Origin of the sequence: Thermomonas fusca DSM 15424, assembly GCF_000423885.1 — a bacterium.
GTDB lineage: Bacteria > Pseudomonadota > Gammaproteobacteria > Xanthomonadales > Xanthomonadaceae > Thermomonas > Thermomonas fusca.
Window position 1 is genome coordinate 83407 of sequence record NZ_AUIV01000013.1, and the last position, 13657, is coordinate 97063.

The window sequence follows — 13657 nt, forward strand, 5'->3', positions numbered from 1 at the left end:
GCTCCTTGGAAAGGGTTGGACGGCGGTCAGCCGATGCGACGGACGGAAGACAGGGGGATGCTGCCGAGGCCGGCGAGGTTCAGGACCAGCCCGGTCGGCTCGATCGAAACGCTGTCGATGCGTGCGGCCATCCGCACGCCCAGCGCTTCGCTGGCATCGCCGCTGCCGCTGCTGGCGCGGAAGGTGTAGGTGCCGGCGGGCAGCGCGTCGCCGTCGCTGTCCTTGCCGTCCCAGGCGAACTGCACCGGGCCGGCGCCGGCGGCTTCGACACTGATTCGGCGCACGACCTGGCCACCGGCACCCACGACTTCCAGCTGCACCGGGCCGGCGTGGGTGGCGACGATCTCGCCGCTGGCGCCCGCGCCCTCGGCCAGGCTCACCTTGTCCACTTCCACCAGCGCGTCGCGGCCGACCAGGCTGGCGGCGCGCAGCGACTGGTCGTTTTCCATCACGCTGGCCATGGCGGACATCGCCTGCTGCATGTTCTCGATGCCCTGCACGGTGGAGAACTGCGCCAGCTGGCCCAGGAACTCGTTGCCCTTGAGCGGGTTCAGCGGGTCCTGGTTCTTCATCTGCTCGGTCATCAGGCGCAGGAAGTCGGCCTGACCCATGCTGTCGGTCTTGCCATTGCTGGCGGTCGGGAAGGCGTACTGCGCGTAGGCGCTGTCGTTGCCCGTTGCGGGAGTCACGGTACTCATGTTCAGCGGCCCATGTTGAGGGTGGCGACGGCCAATTCCTTGGCGCTGTTGAAGACCTCCACGTTGGCCTGGTAACTGCGCGAGGCGGAGATCATGTCCACCATCTGCGCCACCGGGTCCACGTCGGGGGCATAGACATAGCCCTGCGGGTCGGCCAGCGGGTTGCCGGGGTCGTAGCGGCGGATCGGAGCGGCGTCGCTTTCGCGCACTTCCAGCACCTGTACCCCGGCCAGCGCCGGGTCTGCCGCCAGCGGCTCGGCGGAAAACACCGGCTGCTTGGCGCGGTAGGCGCCCTCCGCGGTGCCGGCCACGGTATTGGCATTGGCCAGGTTGCTGGCCACGGTGCTCAGGCGCACCGACTGCGCCTGCATGGCGGAGCCGGCGACGTCGAAAATCGGCAGGTTGCTCATGGCATGCCCCCTTACTGGCCGGTGATGGCGGTGAGCATGGTTCTCACCTTGGATTCGACGAAGGCCATGGAGGCGCGGTATTCCAGCGCGGCCTGGGCGTAGGTGGCCTGCTCGCGCTGGGTGTCCACGGTGTTGCCGTCCATGCTGGGCTGGACGCCGGGGCGCGCGTAGGTGGCCTGGTCCGCGGCTGCCCTCAGGGCATCGACGCCCTCGCCGGTGGCCGGCGACAGCGCCGCCTGCAGGGCGGTGCTGAAGTCCAGGTCGCGGGCCTGGAAGCCGGGGGTATCGGCGTTGGCCAGATTGGAAGCGAGCACCTGCAGCCGCTGCTCACGCAGCGCCAGCGCAGTACCGTGGATGCCAAGGAAATCGCTCATGCGCCCCTCCGAGGGGGTTTGTCCGCATGAGCCGATGCAACGCGTGTGCCATCGCCCCACCAGGGGCGAATGTCCGCGCCGTCAGTTCAGATAAAAATCAATGAAAAACAATGGCTTGAAAATCAGTTCCGAGAAACTTCCGCAAGCCTGCTGGTGATCCGGTCGGCCAGCTCCTGCTGCGAGTACTTTGGCACGAAGTCGTCCGCGCCCACCCGTTCGACCATCGCATGGTTGAACACACCCGACAGCGAGGTGTGCAGGAGCACGTACAGGCCGCTCAGCGCCGGGTCGCGACGGATTTCCGACGTCAGCGTGTAGCCGTCCATCGCCGGCATCTCGATATCGGAGATGACCATGCCGTAGCGCTGCACCGGATCCTGCCCGGACGCCACCATCTGCTTGAGGTGATCCAGCGCCTGCTTGCCATCGGACAGCTGGGTGCAGCCGAGGCCCAGCTGGTCCAGCACGTGGCGGATCTGGTTGCGCGCCACCCGCGAGTCGTCGACCACCAGCACCTCGCGGTTGCCGGCATGGGCGATCGGGGCGACCCGGACCTTGCTGGCCGGCGGCGGCAGCGCTTCGGCCAGCACGCTTTCCACGTCCACCAGCTGGATCAGCTCGTCGTGATAGCGGGTCACGCCGGTCAGGTAGTGCGGATCGCCGCCCAGCTCCGGCGGCGGCTGCACGTCTTCCACCGCGACATTGACGATGCGGTCCACCGCCGACACCAGGAAGCCCTGCACGCTGCGGTTGAACTCGGTCACCACCAGATAGTTGGCGGGGCCGTCGGCGGGCTGGCCGATGGCGCTGGCCAGGTCCAGCACCGGCACGCTGCGGCCACGGATATCGGCGGCGCCGAGGAACCCTGCAGGCAGCTGCGGCATGGTGAACAGCGCCGGGCGCGGCAGGACTTCCTGCACCTTGAAGACATTCACGCCAAAAAGCTGACGCCCGCCGAGGCGGAACAACAGCAGGGCCAACCGGTTATGGCCAGCCAGGCGGATGCGTTGGTCGATGCGATCGAGCAGTTGGTTGCGTTGCATGACGCCGTTGTCGGCCCGGAATGCGCCAGCTTGAGTCCGGCATGCTTCTTGCGTCCGGCTGCGGGAATACCGTGTTTGCGAGAAAGCCCGATGGATCGTCCCCGCCAGTTCCTCGCCTGCCTGCTGCTGGCCGCCACCGCGGCGGTCGCGGCGCAGGACGTGCAGCCGCTGCAACCGATCCGCGACGCCGCGATCTCGGCGCTGCAGGCGGACGCCTCGGCACAGGCGATGGTGGCCCCGGGGCTGCGGTTGCCGGCCTGCCGCCAGCCGCTGACAGCCAGCGCCAGCAGCCCCACGGTGGCCGACGTGCGCTGCCCGGACAGCCCCGGCTGGCGGCTGTTCGTGCCGCTGCGGCTGGGCGCCATGGCGCAGCCAGCGCGGGCGGCTGAAGAGAACCCGGCGCTGGCCGTCATGGTCAAGCGGGGCGACCCGGTGGTGCTGCGTGCCAGCCTCGGCGGCACGGAGGTGCGGATGGGCGGCAAGGCGCTGGGGCAGGCCCGCGCGGGCGGTATCCTGAACGTCGAGAACGACAGTTCGCACCGGATCATCCGCGGCCGCCTGGCGGCCGACGGGACGGTGGAAGTGGTCAATTGAAAATTATTCCGATATTCCCCTAAAGTCGCACGCTGCCCTGCCGATAGAACTTGCGAGCCACTTGACCGGAGTCACATTCCCATGACCACGAAAATCGAAGGCGGGCTGCCGGCGAAACCCGTGGAGGCCGCGACTGTCAATGATTCCGGCCCGGTGCGTGCCGGCGGGGCGCGGGGTGCGGCGGTCGCTGCAACTCCACCCGTGGACAGCCTGCGCCTGACCGGCCAGGCGGTGGGCCTGAAGGCGATGGCACGCGACCTGGCCTCGCCCGGCAAGCCCGACATGGCGCGGATCGAGGAGATCCGCAACGCCATCGACTCGGGTACCTACGAGATCAACCCGCAGGAAATCGCCAGCCGCCTGCTGGCGCTGGAACGCGAGCTGCTGGGATGAGTTTGGCCGTGCATCCGCTGGACGCGCTCGAATCGGCCTTGCAGGCCGAACGTCGCGCCCTGCTGGAGCACGACGTGGACGCGCTGCTGCGCTCCACCCAGGCCAAGCTGGAAGCGCTGGCCGACGCCGAGCGCAGCGCCGGCGCCGACGACATGGCCCGCGTCTCCGAGCTGCACGAACTCAACCGCGCCAACGCGGTGCTGCTGGCGCGTCGCCGCCGCGAGGTGGCGTGGACGCTGCGGCACCTTGGCCGCAGCGAGGCCAATGGCGTCTACAACGGCGCCGGCTACGCCAGCGCGCAAACCCAGTCCCGGTGGCTGGGCAGCGGATGAACATGGACGCCGCGCCGTCCTCCCTGTGGAGCGACGACGCCATCTGGGCCGCCAGCACGGTGAAATTCGCCGTGCTGTTCCTTGACGGCGACCGGACCGTGCATGCCGCCAACCCGGCGGCGCTGGTGTTGGCCGAGAAATTGGCGCCCGGCAGCGGTCCGGAATCGCTGGTGGCGATGATGTCCGACGAAGACTGGGCCGAATCGCTGCGCCGCGGCCATTGGCAGGGCGCGGTGCGCCCGCAGTCGGCATCGCCACTGTCGCTGGAGATCCATTGCGGCCATGCCCCGAACAGCGCGCACTGCTTCATGGTGGTGCTGGACATCAGCGAACGCGGCGAGCGGCAGCGGCAATACGAAGAATTGCAGCGCACGGTCGACCGCCTGGCTAGCACCCAGGAACAGCTGCTGCAGTCGGAGAAGATGGCCTCGATCGGCCAGCTCGCGGCCGGCGTGGCCCACGAGATCAACAACCCGATCGGCTACGTCGGCTCCAACCTCGGCACCCTGCAGGACTATTCCACCGCGCTGCTGGCGCTGGTGCAGAAATACCACGAGGCGATGTTCTCGGAAGACCCGGGCGCGCGCCGCGACGAACTGCTGCAGGCGCGCCAGCGGCTGGACATCGACTACATCGTCGGCGACTTGCCCAACCTGCTGAAGGAATCGCGCGAAGGCATCGAGCGCGTGACCAAGATCGTGCAGGACCTGAAGGATTTCTCGCGGGTGGGCCGTGACCAGAAGATGCAGCCGGCCGACCTGCTGCAGGGCTTGGATTCCACCCTCAACATCGTCTGGAACGACCTCAAGTACAAGATCCGGCTGGAAAAACACTACGGCAGCCTGCCGCCGGTGGAATGCCTGGCCTCGGAAATCAACCAGGTGTTCCTGAACCTGCTGCTCAATGCCGGCCAGGCCATCGAACAGCGCGGCACCATCGAGCTGGCCAGCGGCTGCGACGACCAGGAAGCTTGGATCAGCATCACCGACAGCGGCTGCGGCATCCCGCCGGAGGCGTTGCCGCACCTGTTCGATCCGTTCTTCACCACCAAGCCGATCGGTCGCGGCACCGGGCTGGGGCTGGCGATTTCCTACGGCATCATCGCCAAGCACCACGGCCGCATCGACGTGTCCAGCCGGGTGGGGCAGGGCAGTACCTTCCGGGTGGTCCTGCCGATCCGCCAGCCGCGCGCCGAGCCGCCGGCGCCAACAGCCTGAGCCCAGCGGCCCGCGCTATTCGCGGTGGCCGCCGTTGCCGCGCTGTTCCACCAGCCGGAACGCCGCGCGCACGTGTTCGCGCAGGTCGGCATCGTCCCAGGGCTTGATCAGGAAACGGTAGGCCGCATCCTGGTTGATCGCCTGGCTGATCGTTTCCAGGTCGGTATAGCCGGACAGCGCCAACCGCACGGTATCCGGGTAGAGGTCGCGCACGCGGGCCAGGAATTCGGTGCCGCTCATGTCCGGCATGCGCTGGTCGGACAGCACCACCTGCACGTCGTTGCGTGCCAGCAGGTCGAAGGCCTCGCTGACGCTGTTCGCCGCCAGCAGGCGATAGCCGTCGCGACGCAGCAGCCGCACCAGCGAGCGCAGCACGTTCTCCTCGTCGTCCAGCAGCAGCAGGGTGCGGGTGGGCTGCATCGACACGCTGTCCTGGAACACATGCGGCAGCAGGAAGCGCTGGCGCAGCAGTTCGTCGATGTCGGTGCCGGGCAGCGGCGGGCTGAACAGATAGCCCTGGAAGAAGTCGCAGTGATTGCGCCGCAGGAAGCCCAGCTCGGCGTCGGTTTCCACCCCCTTTGCCACCAGCGTCATGCCCAGCTGGTGGCCCATCGCGATGATGCCGCGCACCAGCGCCGCGCTGCGTGGGTTGGTGGTGATGTTGCGCAGGAGGCTGCGGTCGATCTTGAGCCGGTCCAGCGGGAACTGCGCCAGCGTGGCCAGGCTCAGCCCGCGCATACCGAAGTCGCCGAGGGTGAGCACCGCGCCCATCGCGCGCAGCCCGGCCAGATTGGCCGCCACGTGCGGCGCATCCAGCGTCAGCACCGATTCGGAGACTTCGAATTCGATCGCCGCGCCGGCCACGTCGTAGCGGTGCAGCAGCTCGCCGATCAGGTCCAGGCATTCGCCGCGGCTGAGCAGCGCGCCTTCCAGCGGCACCGAGGCATTGAGATAGTCGATGCCCATGCCGCGCCAGCGCTGCACCTGCCCGATCGCGGTTTCGATCGTCCACAGGCCTACCGCGCCGGCCAGGCCTGCGCGCTCCACCGCCGGCAGGATGCGGTTTGCGCGCAGCACGCCTTCCTGGGTGTTGTGCCAGCGCAGCAGCGAACTGCAGGCAACGATGCTGCCGTCCTGCGCGCTGACCACCGGCTGGTAATACAGCCGGAATTCGCTCTGCGCGATGGCGTCCACGAAGCGGTGGCCCGAGTGTTCGCGGCCGGGATCGTTGGCCGGATCCAGCGGCACATCGGGCACGTAGATCGCCTGGCCGCCGGGACCGCTGCGCTTGGCGCGGCGCAGTGTCTGCTCGGCCGCAACCAGCAGCGCGGCGGCGTCATGGGCGTGGTCGGGATAGACGGCGATGCCGATCGACAGGGTCACGTCGAGCACGAATGGCGGCACCTGCACCGGCGCGTCGAACGCCTCGCGCAGCCGTTCGGCCAGCGTCTCGCCGTCGCTGTCGCCGTCGCGATAGGCGATCGCGGCGACGAACTCCTCGCTGCCCAGACGCCACAGCCAGGCGTCGTCCGGCACCGCCTGCACCAGCCGGCGGGCGGCCACGCGCAGCGCCTGCTCGACGATGTTTTCGCCAAGGGTGGCGTTGATGGTGCCGATGCCATCGACGTCGATATGGAGCAGGGCGAGCCTGCGGGTGATGCCGTCCACCGAGGCGAGCACCGAATTCAGGCTGGGGCCGCTGGCGCCCAGGCGATAGATTTCGGCCTGCGGCGACTTGCCACCCATGGTTCCGTCCGCCGGCAGCAGACTGCTCACAGCCACAGTGCCTCGAGGTTGCCCAGTCCCCATTGTTCCGGGCTTTCCGGCGAGACGATGCTGTCGCGGCAATCCGGTGCCGCCAGATCGAGGGTCTGCGGCAGGATCTTCTCGCGCGAACGGATCGAGTAGAACGCGCTCACGATGGGCCTTAGCAGCGAATCGACGCCCGGTTCCAGGATCACCGCCAGCCGCTCGGAAGACAGCCTGACCAGCGAGCCGACCGGATAGATGCCCACCGATTTGACGAACGCGTTGAATACGCGGGTGTCGAAATGCCCGTCCCAGCGCGCCATCTCGCGCATCGCCATCGCCGGGTCCCACGGCCGCTTGTACGGGCGCACCGACGTCACTGCGTCATAGACATCGCATACCGCACCCATCCGCGCCAGCAGCGAGATCTCGTCTTCGCGCAGGCCGTGCGGATACCCGCGCCCGTCCATGCGTTCGTGGTGATGCAGGACGATGTCGACCACGTCGGGTTCGCAGCCGCCTTCCTGCAACGCCTGCGCGCCCGCGCCGGAGTGCTGCTTCATGATTGCGAACTCCTCGTCGGTCAGGCGCCCCGGCTTGTTGAGGATCTCCAGCGGCATGAACGCCTTGCCAAGGTCGTGCATCAGCCCGCCGATCCCGGCGATGCGCACCAGCCGTTCGTCCAGCTTCAACTGGCGGGCCAGCGCCAGCATCAGTGCGGACACCGCCACCGAATGCAGGTAGGTGTAATCGTCGTGGGTCTTCAGCCGCGCCACGCTGATCAGCGCGGCCGGGTTGCGATACACCGAGGACGCGATCTCATCCACCAGCGGCAGCACGGACTCCTGGCTGACGGTCTTGCCCAACCGTAGCTCGGCGAACATTTCCGCGACCTGCGCCTTGCCGGCCAGGCAGATGTTGCGCGCCCGCGCCAGCTCGGCTTCCATCGAAACATCCGCAAGCAGAGTCCGCGGGCGGGTGGTGAAGGCGGGCGCCTGCGCGTCGGCACCGGGGAGCGCCGCTCGGGCCGGATCTTCGTCCGTGGCATTGGCGCACGGGGCTTCGCCGATGCCTTCCGCATCCTGCAGCGCATCGCCCCGGGATTCGTCCACCCACACGCTCTCGATGCCGGCCTCGACGATGCGCCGGACATCCTCCGGGTTCTCCAGCAGGAAACTGTTGCGCAGGAACGGATGACTGAGCCAGGAGCCCCCGATCTTGTGCAGATACATGCCGGTGCGCAGGCTCGCCGCCGGGATGCGTCGGATGGATGACATCGTGGCGTTTCTCGCCCTGAGCTTTTCAGTGAACCAGTCTATAGCGGGTGAGAAAGCGACGGAACGTGTCGACATGTGGCTGGGGTGACGTTTCTTCCAGACCATCGCCGTCGTTGAAATTAAACTTCAGGATAGAACCCCTGTCACCAACGCATGACGTGGTAGATCGATGGTGAATACGCAGCCCGTGCCGGGTATGTCGCGTACACTGAGGATGCCGTGGTTCGATTCGACGCTACGTCGTGAAATGGACAGGCCCAACCCTAGTCCGCTGGTGTCGGCGCCCATCTGAGTGAAGGAGTTGAACATGCGCTCCGCGGCGCCGGGCGGCAGGCCGCCGCAATGGTCCTCGACGTCAATCAGGATCCGGTCGGCCGAGGAATAGGCATTGAGGGTGACCTCGCTATGCGCGTGGGAGAACTTGAACGCGTTTTGCAACAGGTTTCCCGTTGCCGACAGCAGCAAGTCCCGGTCCGCATCAACCGCCAGTAACGGATCGACGTGCGATACCGTCAGCACGCACCCCTTGACCTTCGCCTCCAGCGTCGCCGACAACTTGATCTCGGCGATGAAGTCGGCCAGCGAGAACAGCCGATGCTGTACCTCCATGTCAGCGGTGGCGCGGACGTCGGCCAAGGAGCGACCAATGAGGTTGGCAAGGCCGATCAGGGCGCGGTCAAGCACGCCACCGGTGGCACCGGTCAGGCCGACATTGCCTTCCTTGATGATCGATAGTGCAAGCGTTGCGGTGCACAGCAGGTTGCGCAACTCATGGGCGAAGAATCCCAATCGCTCGTTCAATGCGTCGGCCTGCAGGCCCGCCATGACGAAGTCATGCTGATAGCCGAACTCGGTCACCGCCGTGGCGATGGCGTTGTCCAGGCACCGGTTGAGCGTCCTGAACTCATCGACGCCGATGGCCGCACCTCGCTCGAATGCCAAGTCGGTGATGGCCTGGCAGAGGTCGCCATAGTCGTGGACGACTTCCTCGACCGTGAAGCCATGCTGCAGCAGCTCCTTGCCGTGCAAGGCCGCCGATTCGCCGATCCCCGACAATGCCGGCTTGCCGCCGCCCGCACGCCCGGAGATCTTACGGCTGCGGGACGTGTCCACGAAGCGTTCGACCGCCAACGTTTTGATGAGCTGGTCCAAGAAGACGGTGACGCCGTGTTGCAGCTCTTCCTCGAGCATACCCGGCGATGCGCGCTTGGCCACCTTCGCCCTGCATCTGGCGATCAGCTCGGTCCGATTCGCGATGAGGAAGTCATGCATCATCTCGGCACCATACGCCGGTTGGGTAAGGGTGGCTGGATGTCTACGAAAGACTGGTCGATCCAGTGGCAGCCGTTCTATGACCGAGCAAGGGCTGTTGGGCCCCGGCCTCCGGACGTTTTTCCGCATAGCCGAAAAGTGGCAAATATCCCACGCCCAACAGTGCTTACTGTTGGGCTGCCAAGATCAACAGGCTCTAGATTCATTGCTAGACGGCGACTTTGCAGAGATGCCTCGTGATGTACTCGTCCGCATCAGCTACTTTCTTGGCATCTATAAGGCCCTGCACACCATCTTCCCCAATGAACACCAGGCTGACAGTTGGATGATCCGCCCAAACAGTGCGCCGCTATTTGCCGGGCGATCCGCGATCAACTTTGTAGCGGAAGAGGGCGTCGATGGATTGGCCGCTTTGCGAAAATATCTGGATGAGCAACTAGGTTAGTCGCGCAGGGCGGCTTGGTGAGCCATCGGAGACATTGGTGTGTAGATGAGGGTCGGCAGGGATTCGTGTAAAAACGGGCCGAAAGTGAGCTAACTGCCTGTCGCAGCTGGCTTTCTTGGCCGCTCCAGAAAATCGAGGGTTGGGCAGCACTCTCCCGCCGGCACTTGGGCGCACCGCGCTATTTTCTGTTCGAGATCCCTCTCCAGCTGTCGCAGCTCGCGGATTCGTAGACGGACATCGACGAGCTTTCGCTCGGTCAGCTGACGGGTCTGCTCGCAAGAACGTTCGCCTGTGATCTCTAGCAGGCCAGCGATCTCGTCGAGGCTGAATCCCATCATCTGAGCGCGCCGGATGAACTGAAGCCGATTGACATCGTTTTCGTCGTAACGACGCACGCCTCCTATGGGTCGCTCGGGTTGACGCAGCAGCCTACGTCGCTGGTAGTAGCGCACGGTTTCGACGTGCACATCGGCCGCCGCCGCCAGCCGGCTGATCGTAAACGTGTTCGGACGCACGGCTTGACTCCGTACCTAGGTACAGAGGCTAGTATGCTCTGATGCAAACAACCCCGGCCAAATCGTCTGTTCCAGCCATCGTTGGCGCGAGCATCGCCGCCATTGGCGCATCGGTCTGCTGCGTCGTGCCGCTGGTGCTGGTCCTGCTGGGCATCAGTGGCGCCTGGATCGGCACCCTGACAGCTCTCGATCCCTTGAGGCCCTGGTTCAGCGCCGCCGCCGTACTGTCCTTGGCCGTGGCGTTTTGGATGCTGTATCGACCGGCGGCACGGTGCGGTGTGGATGGCAGTTGCATCGCCCCGGACGCTCTGCGACGCAGGCGACGTTGGCTCTGGTTGGCGACAGCCCTCATCGTCCTGTTGCTGCTGTTTCCCTATTACATCGTCTGGATTCTGTAGGAGGCGCGATGCACAAGTGGATACTGGCCCTGGTGGCTGCTCTGTCGGTCGGTGCCGCTCTTGCGACGCCCGCAACCGTAGTGATGCTCGATGCTGAGAACATGACCTGTCCCGCCTGCGGCATCACCATCAGGAAGGCGCTGGAGAAGGTGCCGGGCGTGGCCGATGTGAAGGTGGACACCCGGGCTGAAACAGTCACGGTGACGTTCGAATCGAGCCAGACGGATGCAGCCGGAATCGCGCGTGCAGTCACGGAAGCAGGCTTCCCGGCCAAGGTGCGGACTGGCGGTGAGTGACGTCAAGCTGGAAAGCATCTTGACCTGCCCGGAGTGCGGCCATCGGGCGACCGAGACAATGCCCATCACAGCGTGTCAATTCTTCTATGAGTGCACGGGCTGTGGAGCGGTTTTGCGTCCGCATCAAGGCGACTGCTGTGTGTTCTGCTCGTTCGGAACAGTGCCATGTCCACCGATCCAACAGAACAATCCCTGTTGTGGTTGAACCGCGGACTCCGATAATAGTTGGACAGACAGGCTGCGAGATCGACTGTGCCACCCTGGAAAGCGCGCCGCTCAACCAGCGGTGTGCATGCGAAGTGGTCGACATCCTCCGTCTGCACGAGTCGATCCGGGGTGCCTTTCCGGAGTTCACGACTGATCCCGCCGTACACGCGCACTTATTTTCACCCTATGCCTTGTTCGTTGATCGGCCCGCGTTGGAGGCCATGGGACGAGTCGCGGCGGCGGTCTTCGACGTCGCAGGAAACCCGGGATATAGCCAACGGGTCCTGCAATGGGCCCCTGACATTGCAACCCATGATCCGGGTTCGGCGGGGGGCGTCCTGGGTCTGGACTTTCACCTGACGGTCGATGGGCCGCGGCTGATCGAGGTCAACACCAATCCAGGCGGTCTGCTCCTCAATGCCTTGTTGCTCGATGCCGTGCGGTCTTGCGCGCCGCCAGCATGGGCCACCTGGACCAACGCGGCCCAAGCGCGTGATGCGGCCGTCACGGCCTGGATGGAGGATGCTCGGCAGCAATCCGGGCGCACGCCGTCGCGCCTGGCCATCGTGGACAGCACTCCGCGAGCGCAGTTCCTTTACCCCGAGTTTGAGCTGTACGCGAACGCGTTTCGGGACCATGGCGTGGACTGCGTGATCAGCGCTCCCGAGGATTTGTCGTTTGGTTCGGACGGGCTTGAGGATGCCCACGGTCGAATCGACACTGTCTACAACCGGTTGACCGATTTCGCGCTCGAGGATGCCTCGCATGCAGACATTCGTGAGGCTTACCTGGCAGGGGACGTCGCGCTGATGCCGCATCCCCGAGCACACGCGCTGTTTGCCGACAAGCGCAACCTTGCGGTGCTCGGGGACCCGGCTCTGCTCGGCGGGTTCGGGGTCGATGCGGGTTCGACGGCACTGCTGGGCCAGGTGATCCCGCCCACGGTCGAACTCGTGCCCGCGAACCGGGATGCGTTGTGGGCAGTGCGCAACGGATATTTCTTCAAGCCTGCAGCAGGGTTTGGCAGCCGTGGGAGTTATCGGGGCGACAAGTTGACCCGGCGGACTTGGGCGTCTATGGCGTCGGCGACCTACATCGCACAGGCCTTCGCGCCACCGAGCATGCGGATCGTGCATGGGGGCCAGTCCCTCAAGGCGGATGTGCGCTGCTTCGCGTCCGAGGCGGGTGTCCTGTTGTTCGCGGCCAGGCTGTACCAGGGCCAGACCACGAACATGCGCACCCCCGGTGGTGGATTCGCAGCGGTGCTCACGTCGTCACGGATCGAGGAGTGATTCCCCACCGGAGCCGACCCTTGGGGCGTGTCGTGGCTACAGCCAGGCGAGTGCCGATTCAGCCAGTTCGCGTTCCTCATCGATCGCGACGTTCCATATGCTCGGCCCGCCGCCGCGGTCGATCCGCGTGGCTCCAGCATCGTTGACGTCAGGTGCCAGCGCCAGGCCGAGCCAGGCCAGTCGCGCGACGATGCGAGCCCGCAAAACCGGCGCGCGATGGCCGATGCCGCCGGAAAAGACGACATGGTCGAGACCGCCAATTGCCGTGGCCATGGCCGCGATGGACTGCGCAATCCGGACTGCAAAGAGCTCCACGGCAAGCTGGGCCTGCGGGCCGGGATCCGTCAGCAACACGCGCATGTCGCCATGGCCGGCGATTCCGGCAAGGCCTGCACTGCGGTACAGGCCGTTTTCAAGCGCCTGCGCATCCAGGCGTTCATGCCTCAGCAGATACAGCAACGCGCCGGGATCGAGATCTCCGGAGCGGGTAGGGCTCGGGATTCCACCCAGCGGAGTGAGCGCCATGGTGGTGTCGCGGCTGCGGCCGCCCTCGACGGCGCAGACGCTGCAGCCACCCCCCAGATGCGCGAAGACAGCGCGGCCCTTCAGGATTCCAGCGTCGTGGCTGGCCAATATGCGGAGCGCGGAGGCAAAGGCGAGTCCATGGAAACCGTAGCGGCGGATGCCCAGCGCATCCCATGCTTCAGGGACAGGCAAGCGCCGGCTCCAGGGCGCGAGCGACGCGTGGAAGTCGGTGTCGAAGGCCACGCCTTGGCGCGCGTGCGGCCAACGCATGCGCGCGGCACGCGCGAAAGCGAGGGCTACCGGCTGGTGCAAGGGTGCGAACGGCACCAATGCATCCAGTTTCGCGAGCACGGTTTCGTCGAGCTCGCGGGCGTCGTGCAGGTCACCGCCATGTACGATTCGGTGCACCACCACGTCGGGGCTGGGCCACGGCTCCGACAATGCCTCGAGCAGGGTGGCAAGGCGCTCCTGCGCATCCACGCCGACTGGAATTTCGGCCCGGGAGCGCTCGAGCAGACGAGACTGCGCGCCGTGTCCCTCAGTGTTGAACAGATAGGACGCGCCCTTGAGGGTGGACGAGCCAACGTTGAGTGCAAGAAGCCGGCGCGTGGTCACAGGTG

The 13657-nt window shown here is 66.0% G+C and carries 18 protein-coding genes and 1 pseudogene; 9 read left to right on the forward strand and 10 right to left on the reverse strand.

Translation table 11 applies throughout. From position 1 onward, the window contains the following. Positions 1-26: 26 nt before the first annotated feature. The 5 genes and pseudogenes from G582_RS0107730 to G582_RS0107745 all read right to left on the reverse strand — a co-directional run bounded on the left by G582_RS0107730 (position 27) and on the right by G582_RS0107745 (position 2525). A complete protein-coding gene (locus G582_RS0107730) occupies positions 27-698 on the reverse strand; it encodes a flagellar hook assembly protein FlgD (protein WP_028839348.1) in 672 nt (223 codons plus the stop codon). A 2-nt stretch (positions 699-700) separates the two neighbouring features. Then, positions 701-1108, reverse strand: coding sequence for a flagellar basal body rod protein FlgC (flgC, locus tag G582_RS0107735; protein WP_028839349.1), 408 nt, complete (start codon positions 1106-1108; stop codon positions 701-703). 11 nt (positions 1109-1119) lie between these two features. Next, positions 1120-1422: a flagellar basal body rod protein FlgB gene (gene flgB / locus G582_RS0107740; RefSeq protein WP_425472239.1), complete on the reverse strand. Its 303-nt coding sequence runs from the start codon at positions 1420-1422 to the stop codon at positions 1120-1122. Beyond that, positions 1417-1482 (reverse strand): annotated as a pseudogene (flgB, locus tag G582_RS18660) (flagellar basal body rod protein FlgB); the annotation flags it as partial. The gene flgB (G582_RS0107740) and the pseudogene flgB (G582_RS18660), both read right to left, overlap by 6 nt. A gap of 122 nt (positions 1483-1604) precedes the next feature. Then, the gene (locus G582_RS0107745; RefSeq protein ID WP_028839351.1) at positions 1605-2525 is read right to left on the reverse strand and encodes a chemotaxis protein; all 921 of its coding nucleotides are present in this window, start codon (positions 2523-2525) and stop codon (positions 1605-1607) included. A 90-nt stretch (positions 2526-2615) separates the two neighbouring features. Between G582_RS0107745 and G582_RS0107750 the strand changes: the two genes are divergently transcribed. The 4 genes from G582_RS0107750 (at position 2616) to G582_RS0107765 (ending at position 5061) form a co-directional block, all read left to right on the forward strand. Beyond that, positions 2616-3119, forward strand: coding sequence for a flagella basal body P-ring formation protein FlgA (locus G582_RS0107750; protein ID WP_028839352.1), 504 nt, complete (start codon positions 2616-2618; stop codon positions 3117-3119). A gap of 81 nt (positions 3120-3200) precedes the next feature. Then, positions 3201-3512, forward strand: a complete 312-nt coding sequence (flgM, locus tag G582_RS0107755; protein WP_028839353.1) for a flagellar biosynthesis anti-sigma factor FlgM — start codon at positions 3201-3203, stop codon at positions 3510-3512. Beyond that, complete coding sequence (locus G582_RS15970) at positions 3509-3844, forward strand: flagellar protein FlgN (protein ID WP_156880357.1); 336 nt, start codon at positions 3509-3511, stop codon at positions 3842-3844. Before flgM ends, G582_RS15970 begins: the two co-directional genes overlap by 4 nt. After that, positions 3841-5061: an ATP-binding protein gene (locus G582_RS0107765; RefSeq protein WP_083961069.1), complete on the forward strand. Its 1221-nt coding sequence runs from the start codon at positions 3841-3843 to the stop codon at positions 5059-5061. The genes G582_RS15970 and G582_RS0107765 overlap by 4 nt, the downstream gene beginning before the upstream one ends. A gap of 15 nt (positions 5062-5076) precedes the next feature. Here G582_RS0107765 and G582_RS0107770 read toward each other — a convergent pair whose 3' ends face one another. The 3 genes from G582_RS0107770 to G582_RS0107780 all read right to left on the reverse strand — a co-directional run bounded on the left by G582_RS0107770 (position 5077) and on the right by G582_RS0107780 (position 9362). Further along, positions 5077-6837, reverse strand: a complete 1761-nt coding sequence (locus G582_RS0107770) for an EAL domain-containing protein (RefSeq protein ID WP_051246998.1) — start codon at positions 6835-6837, stop codon at positions 5077-5079. Next, entirely contained in the window at positions 6834-8087 is a 1254-nt protein-coding gene (locus tag G582_RS15975; protein WP_083961072.1) for an HD-GYP domain-containing protein, read from the reverse strand. The genes G582_RS0107770 and G582_RS15975 overlap by 4 nt, the downstream gene beginning before the upstream one ends. Before the next feature lie 126 nt (positions 8088-8213). Next, a complete protein-coding gene (locus G582_RS0107780) occupies positions 8214-9362 on the reverse strand; it encodes a sensor histidine kinase (RefSeq protein ID WP_028839357.1) in 1149 nt (382 codons plus the stop codon). A gap of 76 nt (positions 9363-9438) precedes the next feature. Here G582_RS0107780 and G582_RS0107785 point away from each other — a divergent pair, with 76 nt between their 5' ends. Beyond that, positions 9439-9804: an antitoxin Xre/MbcA/ParS toxin-binding domain-containing protein gene (locus G582_RS0107785; protein ID WP_028839358.1), complete on the forward strand. Its 366-nt coding sequence runs from the start codon at positions 9439-9441 to the stop codon at positions 9802-9804. 89 nt (positions 9805-9893) lie between these two features. Here G582_RS0107785 and G582_RS17500 read toward each other — a convergent pair whose 3' ends face one another. After that, positions 9894-10319 (reverse strand): MerR family transcriptional regulator, encoded by a 426-nt coding sequence (locus G582_RS17500; protein ID WP_043766636.1) that lies wholly within the window; start codon positions 10317-10319, stop codon positions 9894-9896. A gap of 41 nt (positions 10320-10360) precedes the next feature. Between G582_RS17500 and G582_RS0107790 the strand changes: the two genes are divergently transcribed. The 4 genes from G582_RS0107790 to G582_RS0107800 all read left to right on the forward strand — a co-directional run bounded on the left by G582_RS0107790 (position 10361) and on the right by G582_RS0107800 (position 12512). Continuing rightward, positions 10361-10717, forward strand: coding sequence for a mercuric transporter MerT family protein (locus tag G582_RS0107790; protein WP_017355168.1), 357 nt, complete (start codon positions 10361-10363; stop codon positions 10715-10717). An 8-nt stretch (positions 10718-10725) separates the two neighbouring features. Then, positions 10726-11013 carry a heavy-metal-associated domain-containing protein gene (locus G582_RS0107795; protein WP_017355169.1) on the forward strand — a complete coding sequence of 96 codons (288 nt, stop codon included), beginning with the start codon at positions 10726-10728 and terminating at the stop codon, positions 11011-11013. Beyond that, positions 10943-11218 carry a GDCCVxC domain-containing (seleno)protein gene (locus tag G582_RS18425; RefSeq protein ID WP_465251337.1) on the forward strand — a complete coding sequence of 92 codons (276 nt, stop codon included), beginning with the start codon at positions 10943-10945 and terminating at the stop codon, positions 11216-11218. Before G582_RS0107795 ends, G582_RS18425 begins: the two co-directional genes overlap by 71 nt. Positions 11219-11312: 94 nt before the next feature. After that, entirely contained in the window at positions 11313-12512 is a 1200-nt protein-coding gene (locus tag G582_RS0107800; RefSeq protein WP_036196073.1) for a hypothetical protein, read from the forward strand. 36 nt (positions 12513-12548) lie between these two features. On the opposite strand, the gene G582_RS15980 is transcribed toward G582_RS0107800, so the two are convergent. After that, complete coding sequence (locus tag G582_RS15980; RefSeq protein WP_038053347.1) at positions 12549-13652, reverse strand: hypothetical protein; 1104 nt, start codon at positions 13650-13652, stop codon at positions 12549-12551. Positions 13653-13657 lie beyond the last annotated feature (5 nt).

Bases quoted from the DNA above. Each gene is read 5' to 3' on its own strand.
- G582_RS0107745 (WP_028839351.1), bottom strand. From the start codon at position 2,525: ATGCAACGCAACCAACTGCTCGATCGCATCGACCAACGCATCCGCCTG.
- G582_RS0107785 (WP_028839358.1), top strand. From the start codon at position 9,439: ATGACCGAGCAAGGGCTGTTGGGCCCCGGCCTCCGGACGTTTTTCCGC.
- G582_RS18425 (WP_465251337.1), top strand. From the start codon at position 10,943: ATGCAGCCGGAATCGCGCGTGCAGTCACGGAAGCAGGCTTCCCGGCCA.
- G582_RS0107795 (WP_017355169.1), top strand. From the start codon at position 10,726: ATGCACAAGTGGATACTGGCCCTGGTGGCTGCTCTGTCGGTCGGTGCC.
- flgM (WP_028839353.1), top strand. From the start codon at position 3,201: ATGACCACGAAAATCGAAGGCGGGCTGCCGGCGAAACCCGTGGAGGCC.
- G582_RS0107750 (WP_028839352.1), top strand. From the start codon at position 2,616: ATGGATCGTCCCCGCCAGTTCCTCGCCTGCCTGCTGCTGGCCGCCACC.
- G582_RS0107790 (WP_017355168.1), top strand. From the start codon at position 10,361: ATGCAAACAACCCCGGCCAAATCGTCTGTTCCAGCCATCGTTGGCGCG.
- G582_RS0107765 (WP_083961069.1), top strand. From the start codon at position 3,841: ATGAACATGGACGCCGCGCCGTCCTCCCTGTGGAGCGACGACGCCATC.
- G582_RS15975 (WP_083961072.1), bottom strand. From the start codon at position 8,087: ATGTCATCCATCCGACGCATCCCGGCGGCGAGCCTGCGCACCGGCATG.
- G582_RS0107730 (WP_028839348.1), bottom strand. From the start codon at position 698: ATGAGTACCGTGACTCCCGCAACGGGCAACGACAGCGCCTACGCGCAG.
- G582_RS0107780 (WP_028839357.1), bottom strand. From the start codon at position 9,362: ATGATGCATGACTTCCTCATCGCGAATCGGACCGAGCTGATCGCCAGA.
- flgC (WP_028839349.1), bottom strand. From the start codon at position 1,108: ATGAGCAACCTGCCGATTTTCGACGTCGCCGGCTCCGCCATGCAGGCG.
- G582_RS15970 (WP_156880357.1), top strand. From the start codon at position 3,509: ATGAGTTTGGCCGTGCATCCGCTGGACGCGCTCGAATCGGCCTTGCAG.